We start from the raw sequence: 14,260 nt of genomic DNA on the forward strand, positions 1-14,260 counted from the left end.
GAACGAAGCCCCACCCACCACGACGAAGCCCGCACAGGTCGTGACGAGGCCCGCTGAGGCCCCACGAAACCCGCTGAGGCCCCATCCGGCTCCGGTGAAACCCCGCCCGCCGCGGCGAAGCACGTTCGAATTGCGATGAATGCCGCACCCTTCCCCCCGCCGCAGCGGCGAAACGCGGAGTGACCGGCCTCACGGGCGGCCGGGGGCGCCGCCTGGCGGCCCGTCCCCGGACATCGCTCCCAGTCGGCGAATCCGCCGGTCAGAGCACCGGCGCCTCGAGGGTGCGCCCGGGGAGAGCGGTGTCCGGCGTGGTGCGTCACAAGGCGGCGGAGGAACCTGCGGCGGAGCCACGGGCGGCATTCCCGGGGCCCGCCGAGACTCCACGCCCGCGAGGAGTTCTCACGGGGCGACGACACCACGAGGTGCCGCGCTGAGCGACGCGACGACGCGGAGATCGCCGGTCGGAGCGTTAAGTTGTGCCGCATGGACGTACGAGCGCTTCGCCCGCTGGGCCGTACCCGCCTGATGACGACGCCGATCGGCCTCGGGCTGGCCGCGGTCGGCCGCCCCGCCTACATCACGCTCGGCCGGGCCGAGGATCTCGGCGCGGACCGCAGCGTCGACGCGATGCGGGCGCGAGCGTGGGCCGTGCTCGACGCCGCCTGGGAAGCCGGGGTGCGCTACTTCGACGCCGCCCGCTCGTACGGCCTGGCCGAGGAGTTCCTCGCCGGATGGCTGCACGAGCGAGGCATCGCGCCGGGCGCCGCGACGATCGGGTCCAAGTGGGGCTACGCGTACGTCGGCGGCTGGCGGATGGACGCCGACGACCACGAGGTGAAGGAGCTGTCGGCGGGACGGCTGCGCCGCCAGATCGAGGAGACCCGTGCCCTGCTCGGCGAGCACCTCTCGCTCTACCAGATCCACTCGGCGACCGTGGAGAGCGGAGTGTTCGACGACGAGGACGTGCTCGCCCGGTTGTACGCCCTGCGCGCGGAGGGCGTCGCGGTCGGGTTCAGCACCACCGGCCCGCGCCAGGCCGAGACGATCGACCGGGCGGTCGCCAGCGGCGTCTTCGACATGGTGCAGTCCACCTGGAACCTGCTCGAACGCTCCGCCGAGGAGGCGCTCGCCCGGGCGTACGACGCCGGACTCGGAGTGATCGTCAAGGAGGGGGTGGCGAACGGGCGGCTGACCGCGCGGGCGGCGCCTCCCGCGCTCGCGGAGGCGGCCCGCGAGCGCGATGTCACGCCGGACGCGCTCGCGCTCGCCGCCGTGCTCTCGCGTCCCTGGGCCGGGGTGGTGCTGAGCGGCGCGGTCTCCGCGCCGCAGCTACGCAGCAACCTGACCGCCGCCGACATCAGCTGGGACCGGGATCTCGACGACCGGCTCGCCGTCCTGGCCGAGGAACCCGAGACCTACTGGCGCACCCGTGCCGCGCTCGCCTGGCACTGACCCGCCCCCGCCGGGCTCACATGTTGATCATGTGTCCGGCCAGGCCGTGGATCGCCTCCTTGACGGCCTCGCCCAGGGTCGGGTGCGCGTGCACGTTGCGTGCGACCTCGTGGACGGTCAGGTCCCACTGCTGCGCCAGGGTCAGCTCCGGCAGCAGCTCCGTGACGTCCGGCCCGATCAGGTGGGCGCCGAGCAGCTCGCCGTACTTCGCGTCGCTGAGGATCTTGACGAACCCGACCGTGTCGCCCAGCCCGTGCGCCTTGCCGTTCGCGCTGAAGGGGAACTTCGCCACCTTCACGTCGAAGCCCTGCTCGCGCGCCTGCGCCTCGGTCCAGCCGAAGCTCGCGATCTGCGGCTGGCAGTACGTCGCCCGAGGGATCATGACGTAGTCCAGTTCCATCGTCTCGGCGTTCGCGATCGTCTCGGCCGCGATGACGCCCATCGCCTCCGCCGCGTGCGCGAGCATGAGCTTGGCCGTGACGTCGCCGATGGCGTAGATGTGCGGGACGCTCGTGCGGCATCGGCCGTCCACGTCGATGGCGCCGCGGTCGGTCACCCGCACCCCGGTGTTCTCCAGGCCGTATCCGGTGACGTTCGGCTGGAAGCCGATGGCCTGCAGCACCTTGTCGGTCTCCAGGACCTGCTGCTTCCCCTCGTGCGACACCGTCACCCGGACCTTGTCGCCGGAGTCGTCGATGCCCTCGACACGGGTGGAGGTCATGACGTTGATGCCGAGCCGCCGGTAGCGCCGGGCCAGCTCGGCCGACACCTCGGCGTCCTCCAGCGGCACCATGCGGTCGAAGAACTCCACGATCGTGACGTCCACGCCGTAGCTGTTCAGCACATAGCCGAACTCCACGCCGATGGCGCCCGCCCCCGCGATCACGATGCTGCCCGGCAGCGTGTCGCTGAGGATCTGCTCCTCGTACGTCACGACCCGCTCGCTCAGGGAGGTGCCCGGCAGCAGCCGCGCGCTCGCGCCCGCCGCGATGATGCAGGAGTCGAACGTGACCGTCTCCGAGCCGCCGTCCTTCAACGCGACCTGGAGCGTGTTGGCGTCGGTGAAGTGGCCGCGGCCCTCGAACTGGGTGATCGCGTTCTTCTTCATCAGGTAGTGGACGCCCTTGACCCGGCCGTCCGCCACCTTGCGGCTGCGCTCGTAGGCCACCCCGTAGTCGAAGCCGACCTGGCCGTCCACCTGGATGCCGTACGTCTTCGCCTCGTTGGCGAACAGGTGCACCAGCTCGGCGTTGCGCAGCAGCGCCTTGGACGGGATGCAGCCGACGTTGAGGCAGACCCCGCCCCAGTAGCGCTCCTCGATCACGGCCGTCCGGAGGCCGAGCTGGGCCGCGCGGATCGCGGCGACATATCCCCCTGGGCCGGCGCCCAGCACGACGACGTCAAAGTGATTGCTCATGCGCCAACAATAGGCCGCGCCGTCCGGCCGCCGACCGGCCGAGCCTCGCCTGTGGACAGACCGCCGCGCCCCGCGTGGACCGGCCGCTCCGGGGTAGCGGGCGCGGGTGACCACCGAGAAGGTCGCCTTCACCGGCGTGCGGCAGACCCTCCTCGCCACCCTGTACGGCAGGGCGCTGGACAGCCGCTCCCGCCTTCCCGTCCTCGGGGACACGATGGCCGAGGAGGCCGTACATCGCGTCGCGTACGACTTCACGCGGTTCCGGATAAGCGAGGGCGAGGCCGTGCTCGTCGCGATGCGGGGACGGCGTCTCGACGAGTGGACCGCCGAGTTCCTCGCCGTCCACCCGGACGCCGTCGTCGCGCATCTCGGATGCGGCCTCGACTGCCGGGTCTTCCGGGTCGCGCCTCCTGCCGGGGTCAGGTGGTTCGACGTCGACTATCCCGAGGTCGTCGAACTGCGCCGGCACCTCTATCCGGGACGTCCCGGGTACCGGCTGATCGGCTGCTCGGTCACCGATCCCGGATGGCTGCCGGACATCCCCCGGGACCGTCCCGCGCTGGTGGTGGCCGAGGGGCTGACGATGTACCTGACGGACGCGGCCATGGAGACGCTCGTCCACCGGATCGCGGACCACTTCGTCGCGGGCGGCCAGGCGGTCTTCGACGCGGTCAGCCCGCTCGCCATACGGGCGCAGCGGCTGAACGGCATCCTGCGGACCACCGGCGCCACGCTCACCTGGGGACTCGACGACCCCCGCCGTCTGGAGGGCTGGGACCCGCGCTTCGCCCTGCTCACCGAGACCGCCGCCGTGGACCTGCCCTGGATCGACCGGCTGCCGGCGCGCTACCGGGCGGCCTGCCGGTTCATGCGCCTGGTGCCGCCGCTACGCCGGTTGGGCCTGCTGCTGCGGTACCGCTTCTCGGGGTGAGGGGCCGCTCCGCCCACGCCCACTGCGGCATCGGCCTGGGGTGGGCCAGTCCGCGGTGTCAGTCGCTCCCGACGAGGTGGCGGCGGAGCTCGTCCTCGTGGGCGTCGAGCCAGGCGCCCGCCCTGCGGATGCGCTCCCCCGCCCCGCCGGCCCACCTGCGCGCCCAGTCGCCGCCGAGGGTCAGCGCGCGCGTCCGGGTCGCGACGTACGAGCGGCCGAGGCGGGTCCTGGCCGTGTCGAGCAGGCGGAGCCGGTCCCGGCCGGCGAGGCCGTACGCGTCGCAGAAGAGCCGCAGCCTCGGCCCGATGTCCATGCTCCGCTGGAGGGGGTCGCGGTCGATCGGATCGGCGATCGGCGCCCAGTGCCGCAGCGTCGTGACCACGTCGAACAGCCGCGTCGTCGGCCGTGCCAGGTCGAAGTCGATCAGCGCGTACGGCAGCGGCCCTCCGGACGGCCCGGGCCGGAAGACGACGTTCTCGGGGGTGACGTCGCAGTGGCCGACCAGTTCCGGCGACTCGTCCGCCTGGGATCCCTGCTCCCAGACCGCGCCGGGCGGGGGGACGAAGCTCTCGGCGGCGTCGTGGAAGCGGCGCAGCAGGACGGCGAGCGCGGCGAGGGTCTCGTCGGACACCGCCCAGGCGGGCAGCGGCCGGGCGGCGGTCTCCCCCTCGACGAAGGTGAGGATCTCGCGGTCCCGCCCGTCGACTCCGAGCACCCGGGGAGCGCCCTCGAATCCCACGGCCTCAAGGTGCGCGAGCAGCGCGTGGACGGACGGCGACGAGGCCGCCATGGGGCGCCGGACGGTGGCTCCGACCCGTACGACCTTCTCCTCTTCGGTGTCGAATGCGATCTCGACGGGGGCCGTGCGGACGGACATAGCCTTCGAGATTAGACCCACCGGTCCCGTCCTGTACCGATTTTCGGTCGGGTTGTGACTCCACGCTCCGTGTCCGGCTTCCCTCCGCGGCCGCACGCCCGGGGTCCTCCCGGCTGTCACCCCGCCTTCCGGTCGCTTCGGTTGGGATATTGTCAACAAGTCGGACTTTTACCGTCGAATCGTGAAACGTGGGACTGTGAACTGATGACCGAGCACTGCTGCGCACCCGGCCGCACCGCGGAGGGGCGGGACGCGCCGAGGACGCCCGTCCCCCCACCCGCGCCGCGGAAGGTGAGCGGGCTGGTCACCCTGGACGGCGGGACCTTCCGCATGGGGACGGACGACCTCGAGGGCTTCCCCTCCGACGGCGAGGGCCCGGTCCGCGCGGTCACGGTGCGCCCGTTCCGCCTGTCCCGCACGGCGGTGACGAACGCGCAGTTCGCCGCGTTCGTGAAGGCCACCGGGTATGTCACGGAGGCCGAGCGGTTCGGCTGGTCCTACGTGTTCCACCTGCTCGCGCCGCGCGGCGCCCGCCGCCGCGCGCCCTCGCCCGAGGGGACGCCCTGGTGGCTGGCCGTCGAGGGCGCGGCGTGGAACGCGCCGGAAGGGCCGGGGAGCACGTGCGACGACCGGCGCGAGCACCCCGTCGTCCACGTGTCCTGGGAGGACGCGCGGGCCTACTGCGACTGGGTGGGCGGCCGGCTGCCGACCGAGGCCGAGTGGGAGTACGCGGCGAGGGGTGGGCTCGACCAGGCGCGATACCCGTGGGGCGACGAGCTCACCCCGCGCGGGCAGCACCGCTGCAACATCTGGCAGGGCCGCTTCCCGACGCACAACACCGAGGAGGACGGCCATCTCGGCACCGCCCCGGTCAAGACCTACCGGCCCAACGGCTACGGCCTGTACAACATGGTGGGCAACGTCTGGGAGTGGTGCGCGGACTGGTTCGCCGTCGACCACCTCTCCCGCCCGCTCGAAGATCCGCGCGGGCCGGAGACGGGGTCGGCGCGGGTGTTGCGCGGCGGGTCCTATCTGTGCCATGACTCCTACTGCAACCGGTATCGCGTGGCCGCGCGCAGCGCGAACACCCCGGACAGCAGCTCGGGGAACACCGGTTTCCGGATCGCGGCCGATCTTTAGTCCGGAGATTTGACGAAATTGATCAGGGAGAACGGCGGAACGGGCGGCGGGAGCCGTCCGGACGGCACAGACAGGTGGGCACCGACGAAGTGAGCGCGCACACGTGAGCACGGACAAGCCCGCCGACGCGCTGCGGCGACTGCGCCGGGCACATGAGGACGCCGTCCTGGCCACCCTGCGATCGGCGGGCTCGCTGAGCCGCGCCGAGCTCGTACGGCAGACGGGGCTGTCCCGCACGACGCTGTTCACGATCATCTCCGATCTCATGGAGCGCGGCGCCGTCGTGGAGGTCGAGGCCCCGGCCACGGAGCCGCGCGGCCGGGGGCGCCCCGCCTCGCTCGTGGCGCTGAACCCCGACGCGGGCCTGTTCGTGGGGGTCGATCTCGGCCGCAGGCGGGTCCGGCTGGCCGTCGCGAACGTCGCGCACGAGGTAATCGTGACGGGCATGGGCGACATCCCGGCCGGAGCGGGGACGGAGCGCCAAGCCGAGGCGGCGGTCCGGCTGATCCGCGAGGTGAGCGAGGAGCACGGCGTACGGCTCAGCGCCCTGGAGGCGGTCGGCCTCGGCCTCGTCGGCGTCGTGGACGACCCCTCACTCCCGGCCAGCACCGTTCCGGCCAGGTACCTGCCGATCACCCGCCTGCTCACGGAGGAGTTCGGCGTGCGGGTGGCGGTGGACAACAACGCCCGGCTCGCCGCGCTGGCCGAGCACACCTGGGGGGCCGCGCGGTCGGTCGGCGACATGGTGTACGTCCGCTGGTCGGTCGGCGTGGGCGGCGGCTTCATCGTCGGCGGCCGGCTGCTGCGCGGCGCGCACGGCGCGGCGGGCGAGATCGGCCACGTCTCCCTGGATCCGGACGGCCCGGAGTGCCACTGCGGCGGGCGCGGCTGCCTGGAGCGCAGGATCGGCAGCCCGGCGCTGCTCGAGGCGTGCGCCGCGCGCGGTGTGTCGGTCGCCGGGCTGGACGAGCTGATCGCGGCGGCGCAGGACCGGGTGCCCACGGTGTGCCAGGTGATCGCGGCGGCGGCGGCCGACCTGGGACGGATCCTGGCCGACACGGTGATCCAGCTCGACCCCCGGCGCATCGTCGTCGGCGGCGAGTTCGCCGCGCTCGGCAGCCTGGTGCTGGACCCGATCCGCGCCGCGATCGCGCGCATGGCGCTGCCGAACGCGCGCCGCGAGATCGAGGTGTCGCCCGCCGACCTCGGCGTGAACGCCTCCGCGATGGGCGCCATCGCGCTCCTGCTCAACGAGGAGCCCGCGCACCCGCGTCTGTGAACCGCGCTCCCCCCGCTCCCGCTTTTTCTCCGCGTTCCGGACGAACTCGCACGGCCTGCGCATCCCAAACCAGGGCGAAAGATCATGAATCATCCCTTGCCAGGGGCAATGCCGAGCATTAACGTCAACCCTCAGGAAAAATTGCCTCGATCGGAGAGCGAGTGTCCGCACGCAACGTCCTGTTCCTGATGACCGACCAGCATCGGGTCGACACGCTGGGCTGCTACGGCAACCCCCGTGACTCGCACCCCCGCCCTGGACGGTCTGGCCGCCGAGGGCACCCGGTTCGATCGCTTCTACACGCCGACCGCGATCTGCACCCCGGCGCGAGCCTCCCTGTTCACCGGCCTGCACCCGTTCCGGCACGGCCTGCTGGTCAACCCCGAGCGCAACGGCGGCGCCCGGGACGAGGTCGCCGACGAGCACCCCGTCCTGGCCGCTCCCCTGCTCGATGCGGGCTACAACGTGGGCCACGTCGGCAAGTGGCACATCGGCCGCGAGCGCGGTCCGGAGTTCTACCGGATGGACGGCGAGCACCTGCCCGGCGCGCTCAACCCCTTCCACCACCCCTCGTACGAGCGGTGGCTGAAGGACAACGGCCACCCGCCGTTCGCGGTGAGCGACCCGATCTTCGGCAGGGCGCCCAACGACTCGGGACGCGGCCACCTGATCGCGGGCCGCCTGCGGCAGCCGGCCGACGCCACCGTCGAGACGTTCCTGGCCGACCGCACGCTCGAACTCCTGGAGCGCTACGCCCGGGAGTTCCACGACGACGGCCGCCGGTTCGTGCTGTCCTGCCACTGGTACGGCCCGCACCTGCCGTACCTCATCCCGGACGAGTACTACGACATGTACGACCCGGAGCTGGTGCCGCTGCCCGCCTCGATGGCCGAGACGTTCGCCGGCAAGCCGGACGTGCAGCGGCGGTACGCGGAGTACTGGTCGGCCGACCACTTCGACGCGGACGCGTGGCGCAAGCTGATCGCGGTCTACTGGGGCTACGTCACCATGATCGACGACCAGATCGGCCGCCTGCTGACCGCGCTGCGCGAGCTGGATCTGTGGGACGACACGGCCGTGATGTTCACCGCCGACCACGGCGAGTTCACCGGCGCGCACCGGCTCAACGACAAGGGCCCGGCGATGTACGAGGACATCTATCGCATCCCCGGCATCGTGCGCGTACCAGGTGCTCCAGCCCAGGTGGTGGACGAGTTCGTCACGCTGATCGACCTCAACCCCACGATCCTCGAACTCGCCGGGCTGCCCCCGCAGGAGCCGTGCGACGGCCGCAGCCTGCTCCCACTGGTCCGGGGCGAGCGGCCGGAGTGGCCGGACGAGGTGGTCGCCGAGTTCCACGGCCACCACTTCCCCTACTCCCAGCGGATGATCAGGGACCGGCGGCACAAGCTCGTCTTCAACCCCGAGAGCGTGCACGAGCTGTACGACCTGGAGACCGACCCGCACGAGCTGCACAACGTCTACACGGCCCCGGCCTACGCGGACGTGCGGCGCGAGATGACCACGCGGCTCTACCGGGAGCTGCTGCGGCGGGGCGATCCCGCGTACACGTGGATGAGCTACATGGCCGACATCGGGACCGAGCGCGCCGCCGACGTCGACGGCGTCGCGGACGAGGTGGCCTGATGGCCGGGGCGACGGCGGGGAAGGCGGCCGGGAAGGCCGCCCGCGAACCCGCCGGGAAAACGGGAGGCCGGGCGGGCGGGGGCCGCCGCTCGACGGTGCCGCTCACCATCGGGTCGGGCCTGCTCGGCCTGGCCGTGTGGGTGCTGCTCGCCAACAGCGGCATCCAGGGCTTCCCCGGCCCGCTGGAGGTCGCCGAGCGCGCGGTTTCGTCGATCGGCGACGGCACGCTCTTCGGCGACCTGTTCGCCAGCCTGCGCCGGGTGCTCACCGGGTTCGTGCTCGGCGTCGCCCTGGCGGTGCCCGTCGGGTTCCTGATGGGCTGGTACGCCCCTGATCGAGCCCTGGCTCCAGTTCTTCCGCATGGTGCCGCCGCTGGCGATCATCCCGCTCGCGATCGTGCTCATGGGCATCGGCGAGACGCCGAAGATCTTCGTGATCTTCCTGGCCTCGTTCCTGTCGTCGGTCGTCTCGACGTTCCAGGGCGTGGTCTCGGTGGACTCCACGCTGATCAACGCGGCCCGGGTGCTCGGCGCCCGGGACCGCAGGGTCTTCACCGGCGTCGTGGTGCCCGCGTCGACGCCGTTCATCCTCGTCGGCATGCGCATCGGGCTCGGCGCGTCCTGGGCCACCGTGGTCGCCGCCGAGCTGATCGCCGCCCAGGAGGGGCTGGGCTACCGGATGCAGCAGGCCCAGCTCTACTACGACCTGCCGACGATCTTCGTACAACTGATCGTCATCGGCCTCGTCGGGCTGCTGATGGACCGCCTGCTGCTGCTCGCGGAACGCCGCCTCACGAGCTGGCAAGAACGGAGATGAGCCGGTGACCCCCAAGATCCAGTTTCGCGACGTCTCGCACTCCTTCGATCTCGGCGGGGAGACGTTCGCCGCGCTCGACCACGTCAGCCTGGACATCGCCGACGGCGAGTTCGTCACCGTCGTCGGGCCCTCCGGCTGCGGCAAGAGCACGCTGATGAACATCGCCGCCGGGCTGCTCGACCCCATGAGCGGCGAGGTTTTGGTGGACGGCGAAGAGGTGCGCGGCCCGAGCCCGCAGCGCGGCGTCATCTTCCAGCAGTACGCGCTCTTCCCCTGGATGACGGTGCGCAAGAACGTCGAGTTCGGGCTGAAGATCGCCGGAGTGGGCGCCGAGGAGCGCCGTCGCACGGCGGAGCGGTTCATCGACATGGTCGGCCTCACCGCCTTCGCCGACGCGCTGCCCAAGACCCTGTCCGGCGGCATGAAGCAGCGCTGCGCCATCGCCAGGGCGTACGCGGTCGATCCGACGATCCTGCTGATGGACGAGCCGTTCGGCGCGCTCGACGCGCTCACCCGGGTGCAGCTCCAGGACCGGCTCCTGGACACCTGGAGCCGGGAGCGGCGCACCGTGATGTTCATCACCCACGACGTCGACGAGGCGGTCTACCTGGCCAACCGGGTGATCGTCATGGCCGCCAGGCCGGGCCGAGTGCACCGCGTTATCGAGGTCGACCTGCCCTATCCGCGTACGGAGGAGATGCGCCTGTCGCCGGAGTTCGCCGAGCTCAGGCGGGAGGTCTGGCACTCCGTCTACCACCAGCCCACCCCCATCGAAAGGACCTCGCCGTGAGGCAACCCCGCCGGCTGATCGCGGCCTTCGGCGCCGCCGTGGCCCTCCTCCTCCCCGTCGCGGCCTGCGGCGGCTCGTCCTCCGACTCCGGCTCCGGGGACGGCGCGACCGAGGTCACCTTCGGCTACATCGCCGACTTCTCGGGCGTGGCGTCCCTGGCCGCCGCCGACAAGCTGGGCCTGTGGGACAAGCAGGGCCTCAAACCCAGCCTGAAGGCGTTCACGAACGGGCCGCTGCAGATCCAGGCGCTCGGCGCGGGCGACCTCGACTTCGGCTACATCGGCTCGGGCGCGACCTGGCTGCCCGCCTCCGGCAAGGCGAAGATCATCGCGGTCAACATGCTCGGCCAGGCCGACCGGGTCATCACCCGGCCCGGTTCCGGCATCACGAAGATCGCGGACCTCAAAGGCAAGAAGGTCGGCGTGCCCGAGGGCACGTCGGGTGACATGATCTTCCAGCTCGCCCTCAAGGAGAACGGGCTCGCGCCGGCCGACGTCCAGAAGGTGACCATGGACCCGAGCACGGTCGTCACCGCGTTCTCGTCCGGTCAGGTGGACGCCGCCGCCATCTGGTACCCGCTGATCGACACGATCAAGAAGAACGTCCCCGACCTGGTCGAGCTGACCAAGAGCGAGGACTTCTATCCCAAGCTGAGCTTCCCTAGCTCGTTCGTCGCCCGCAACGAGCTGGTCAAGGACCACCCCGAGACGGTCACCAAGGTGCTCAAGGTCCTCCAGGAGGCCAACGACTGGGTGGCCGCCAACACCGCGGAGGCGGAACAGCTCTCCGCGACGTTCCTGAAGGCCCCGGCCGAGCAGTTCAAGGGGGCCTCCTCGGTCACCAAGATCCTTCCGTCCGCCGAGCTTGCCAAGCTGAGCGCCGACGGCACCGTCGCCGGCTGGTACAAGGGCCTCGCGGACATCTTCGTCACGATGGGCAAGATCACCGACTCCCCCGACCCGGCCACGTACTACACGGCCGACCTCTATCAGGCCGCGGCGGGCGGCGCGAAGTAGCCGCCGCCTCGCAGCCCTGCCGACGGGGCCGGCCTCCCACGAGGAGTCCGGCCCCGCCCGCGTTCCCTGCGCTCCTTGTTCTCACGAGTTCTCGCGTTCCCGGTCCCGCCCGCGTTCCCGCATTCCCGGTGACCTTCGGGATTTCGGATCGTCCTTCCGGACGAACGTCGCTTTGCGTGATCCCCGGACTGCGCGTTTTCCGGACTGTCCTCCCCATCTGTGGGTAGGATCCTGAAAATGTTTGTCCTGTCATCCGGTCAAGGTCTCCCCCAGATAGGCGAACTCGCCCTGGCCGTCGTGCTGTCCGCGGCCATCGGCCTCGAACGCGAGCTGCGCTTCAAGAACGCGGGCCTGCGCACCCACGCGCTGGTCGGCCTCGGCGCCGCTCTCTTCATGCTGGTCAGCAAGTACGGCTTCTTCGACGTCCTCGGCGAGCATGTCAGCCTGGACCCGTCCAGGGTCGCCGCCCAGGTCGTCTCGGGCATCGGTTTCATCGGCGGCGGGCTGATCTTCGTCCGGCGGGACGCCGTACGCGGCCTGACGACCGCGGCCGTCGTCTGGGTGACGGCGGCGATCGGCATGGCCTGCGGCGCGGGGCTGCCCGTGCTCGCGGTGGCGGTCACCGCCGGGCACTTCCTGGTCATCCTCGGCCTCAACGTCGTCGTGCGCCGCCTCCCGGCGCACGGGTACACCATGTCCCACCTGCGCCTGGTGTACCTGGACGGGACCGGAACGCTGCGCGACGCGCTCGTGGCGTGTACGCGGCGAGGGTTCGCGGTGACCGAGGTCGCCGCGGAGAGGGCGGGCCACGGCGAGATCCCCGACGCCGGCCGGGCGCATGGGCGCGAGCGCGCGGAACCGGGTCCGACGGGCGGGCGCACCGTCTCGGTCACCCTCGGGCTGCGCGGCCGCGGCTCGGTCACCGACCTGACGGCGGAGCTGAGCGAGCTGCCCGCGGTCCTCGCGGTCAACGCCGGCGACGGCACCGACCGCGACTAGGACCGCACCCGACCCGGCGCCCGTACCGACGTGGCGCCCGTACCGACCCGGCACCCGCACCGATCCGGCACCCGCACCGACGTGGCGCCCTCCGCCACGCACCCGCTCGCGCAGCCGCTCGGCCAGCGCGACCGGCGATGGATAGACGGCTCGATGGTGTCGACCCGAACACCTGAGAGCCGGACCACCCTTTCGAACTGGTTTGCCTCCGCCGCGCCCGCCCACGCCCGCGTCCGCTCGCCCGCCGCATCCACCCGTTGCCACGCCCGCCCCGCCGCATCCACCCGTTGCCGCGCCCGCCCGCGCCGTCGTGCACCGGAGTCGTCGGCGCAGCCGTCACGCTCATCCTCGCCGCGCCTGCCCGTGCCGCGCACTGCAGCCGTTGGCGCAGTTGTCACACACGTTCTGGCCGCGCTCTGCCTGATCACGGGCGCCCGCCTCTTCCGACCGCAGGCAGCCACCTGAAGCCGGACGGCGTGAGCACCCGCCCACCTTGGCTCATTGTGCGTTACACAGACACATTCATTACAAAGAGTACATATAAGACTACTGGCAGTTGCAGGTCGAACGTATGAGCGATATCCTCTCCAAGGATCGACCGTCGGAGCGTGAGGGGAGGCAGATCCAGATGAGGGTTTCGGGTGGTGTTCTGCTGTCGCACCGACCGGAGGATGCGCCTCCCTCTCGCCCGTCCGGCACACCCGCCGCGTCCCCGCGACGGCTCGGTCTCAGTGCGCGCACGCCGTTCGCCGGACTTCGTCGCTTCGCCGGTGACTCGTATGGTGCCGTGCTGCTCGATCGTGCCCGTGCCCGCATCGGCATACCTGTTCCGGCTCAACCCTCCTGCACTCTCGATGAGACCGCTTCTCCCGATGTCGGCCGTTTCCAGCCCATACGCTCGACGGTGACAGGGACCTGTGACGGGCGGGGCGGTAGGCAGGGCGATGGTGCGCCGTCGCAGGGGTGGTCCTTGTTCGATCCGGCCTTGGACGACACCGTCAGGTCTGGGCGCGGCGAGCGGGACGACGCGTTGTCCTGGGCGCGGCGGCTTATGGGCGTCCCCGACGCGGTAGAAGAGCGGAGTCTGGAGCAGGGAGAAGGCCGCGGATCAGACTCTGGAGCAGACCGAGGTTCGGCTCATGGAGTACGGCTGCCAGGACCGGCCTCGCGCTCCGGTCTGGCATGTCCGGATGTCGCAGGGCCTGATACCACAGAGCTTGGTAGTGCGGGGGCGGATGCCGCAGGGCACCGTGTCGCGCGGCCGGAAGCCGCAGAGCATGGTGCCACGAGCCTGGGTGGGGTACGGCCTTCCGTACTTGACGGCGGGAGGACCGGCGCGGGTGCGGGAACCGGCGTCCGGGACGAGCGGCGGCGTCCGCAAGATGACGATGGTGGTCTTTCGGCCTGGGATGGCATCTGGCAGGGACGTCACCCCAGCAGCGACCAGGCGTCGGCGGTTACCTCTGTCCGGCGCGGCGGTCGGGGCGGTCAGCGGGACGGCAAGCGACCGGACCAGGGCCGGGAGGCTCAGTCCGGCGTAGACCGAACAGGGCAGCCCTCCGGGGGTGGGGACCGGGAGGCTCTGCCTGATGGTGAGTCGGGGTGTGTGGATGGCCGGGCGGGTGACTGGCCCGACCCGGCGTTGGCCGGGCCTGCCGTCCGGGACCTGCTCGCCCGTGTCGAGCGGATCGCCGCCACCACCGCCACCGCCGCCAGGTCAGGGGATGCGTCGCGGGGTGTGGCGGGGAACGCGCCGGGGGCCGCGTCGGGGCCGGGGGACGCGTGGTCGGGGGACGCCTCACGTGCTGCGTCGTCGGGGGCTGCGCCCGAGCATGCGCCGGGAGCTGCATCGGGAACTGCGTCAGGGGCTGCGTCGGGGGCTGCGCCCGAGGATGC

Annotated in this window: 11 protein-coding genes; 9 read left to right on the forward strand and 2 right to left on the reverse strand. The window is 71.6% G+C overall.

The window, feature by feature from the left end:
* Window positions 1–483 precede the first annotated feature (483 nt).
* Window positions 484–1,452 (forward strand): aldo/keto reductase, encoded by a 969-nt coding sequence (locus tag AWQ70_RS31700; protein WP_084518035.1) that lies wholly within the window; start codon window positions 484–486, stop codon window positions 1,450–1,452.
* 16 nt (window positions 1,453–1,468) lie between these two features.
* Here AWQ70_RS31700 and lpdA read toward each other — a convergent pair whose 3' ends face one another.
* Entirely contained in the window at window positions 1,469–2,869 is a 1,401-nt protein-coding gene (gene lpdA / locus AWQ70_RS31705) for a dihydrolipoyl dehydrogenase (protein WP_067184412.1), read from the reverse strand.
* A 106-nt stretch (window positions 2,870–2,975) separates the two neighbouring features.
* Between lpdA and AWQ70_RS31710 the strand changes: the two genes are divergently transcribed.
* Complete coding sequence (locus AWQ70_RS31710; RefSeq protein WP_067184415.1) at window positions 2,976–3,800, forward strand: class I SAM-dependent methyltransferase; 825 nt, start codon at window positions 2,976–2,978, stop codon at window positions 3,798–3,800.
* A 58-nt stretch (window positions 3,801–3,858) separates the two neighbouring features.
* Here AWQ70_RS31710 and AWQ70_RS31715 read toward each other — a convergent pair whose 3' ends face one another.
* Window positions 3,859–4,677 (reverse strand): aminoglycoside phosphotransferase family protein, encoded by an 819-nt coding sequence (locus AWQ70_RS31715; protein ID WP_067184419.1) that lies wholly within the window; start codon window positions 4,675–4,677, stop codon window positions 3,859–3,861.
* A gap of 204 nt (window positions 4,678–4,881) precedes the next feature.
* On the opposite strand from AWQ70_RS31715, the gene AWQ70_RS31720 reads away from it, so the two are divergent.
* The 7 genes from AWQ70_RS31720 (at window position 4,882) to AWQ70_RS31750 (ending at window position 12,364) form a co-directional block, all read left to right on the forward strand.
* Window positions 4,882–5,817, forward strand: coding sequence for a formylglycine-generating enzyme family protein (locus tag AWQ70_RS31720; RefSeq protein WP_067184422.1), 936 nt, complete (start codon window positions 4,882–4,884; stop codon window positions 5,815–5,817).
* Window positions 5,818–5,920: 103 nt separating this feature from the next.
* A complete protein-coding gene (locus AWQ70_RS31725; RefSeq protein ID WP_067184425.1) occupies window positions 5,921–7,096 on the forward strand; it encodes an ROK family transcriptional regulator in 1,176 nt (391 codons plus the stop codon).
* A 237-nt stretch (window positions 7,097–7,333) separates the two neighbouring features.
* Entirely contained in the window at window positions 7,334–8,743 is a 1,410-nt protein-coding gene (locus AWQ70_RS31730) for a sulfatase family protein (protein ID WP_245647238.1), read from the forward strand.
* Between the two features lie 360 nt (window positions 8,744–9,103).
* Complete coding sequence (locus AWQ70_RS41660) at window positions 9,104–9,559, forward strand: ABC transporter permease (RefSeq protein WP_245647239.1); 456 nt, start codon at window positions 9,104–9,106, stop codon at window positions 9,557–9,559.
* A 4-nt stretch (window positions 9,560–9,563) separates the two neighbouring features.
* A complete protein-coding gene (locus AWQ70_RS31740; RefSeq protein ID WP_067184428.1) occupies window positions 9,564–10,349 on the forward strand; it encodes an ABC transporter ATP-binding protein in 786 nt (261 codons plus the stop codon).
* A complete protein-coding gene (locus AWQ70_RS31745; RefSeq protein ID WP_067184432.1) occupies window positions 10,346–11,365 on the forward strand; it encodes an aliphatic sulfonate ABC transporter substrate-binding protein in 1,020 nt (339 codons plus the stop codon). The genes AWQ70_RS31740 and AWQ70_RS31745 overlap by 4 nt, the downstream gene beginning before the upstream one ends.
* Window positions 11,366–11,602: 237 nt before the next feature.
* Entirely contained in the window at window positions 11,603–12,364 is a 762-nt protein-coding gene (locus AWQ70_RS31750; protein ID WP_067184435.1) for an MgtC/SapB family protein, read from the forward strand.
* The last annotated feature ends 1,896 nt before the right edge of the window (window positions 12,365–14,260 follow it).

The sequence above is a fragment of the Microtetraspora niveoalba genome (assembly GCF_001570405.1).
Taxonomy (GTDB): Bacteria; Actinomycetota; Actinomycetes; order Streptosporangiales; family Streptosporangiaceae; genus Microtetraspora; species Microtetraspora niveoalba.

Excerpts from the sequence above, each read along its gene's own strand:
- AWQ70_RS31720 (WP_067184422.1), top strand. The coding sequence starts at position 4,882 with ATGACCGAGCACTGCTGCGCACCCGGCCGCACCGCGGAGGGGCGGGAC.
- AWQ70_RS31750 (WP_067184435.1), top strand. The coding sequence starts at position 11,603 with ATGTTTGTCCTGTCATCCGGTCAAGGTCTCCCCCAGATAGGCGAACTC.
- AWQ70_RS31715 (WP_067184419.1), bottom strand. The coding sequence starts at position 4,677 with ATGTCCGTCCGCACGGCCCCCGTCGAGATCGCATTCGACACCGAAGAG.
- AWQ70_RS41660 (WP_245647239.1), top strand. The coding sequence starts at position 9,104 with ATGGTGCCGCCGCTGGCGATCATCCCGCTCGCGATCGTGCTCATGGGC.
- AWQ70_RS31700 (WP_084518035.1), top strand. The coding sequence starts at position 484 with ATGGACGTACGAGCGCTTCGCCCGCTGGGCCGTACCCGCCTGATGACG.
- lpdA (WP_067184412.1), bottom strand. The coding sequence starts at position 2,869 with ATGAGCAATCACTTTGACGTCGTCGTGCTGGGCGCCGGCCCAGGGGGA.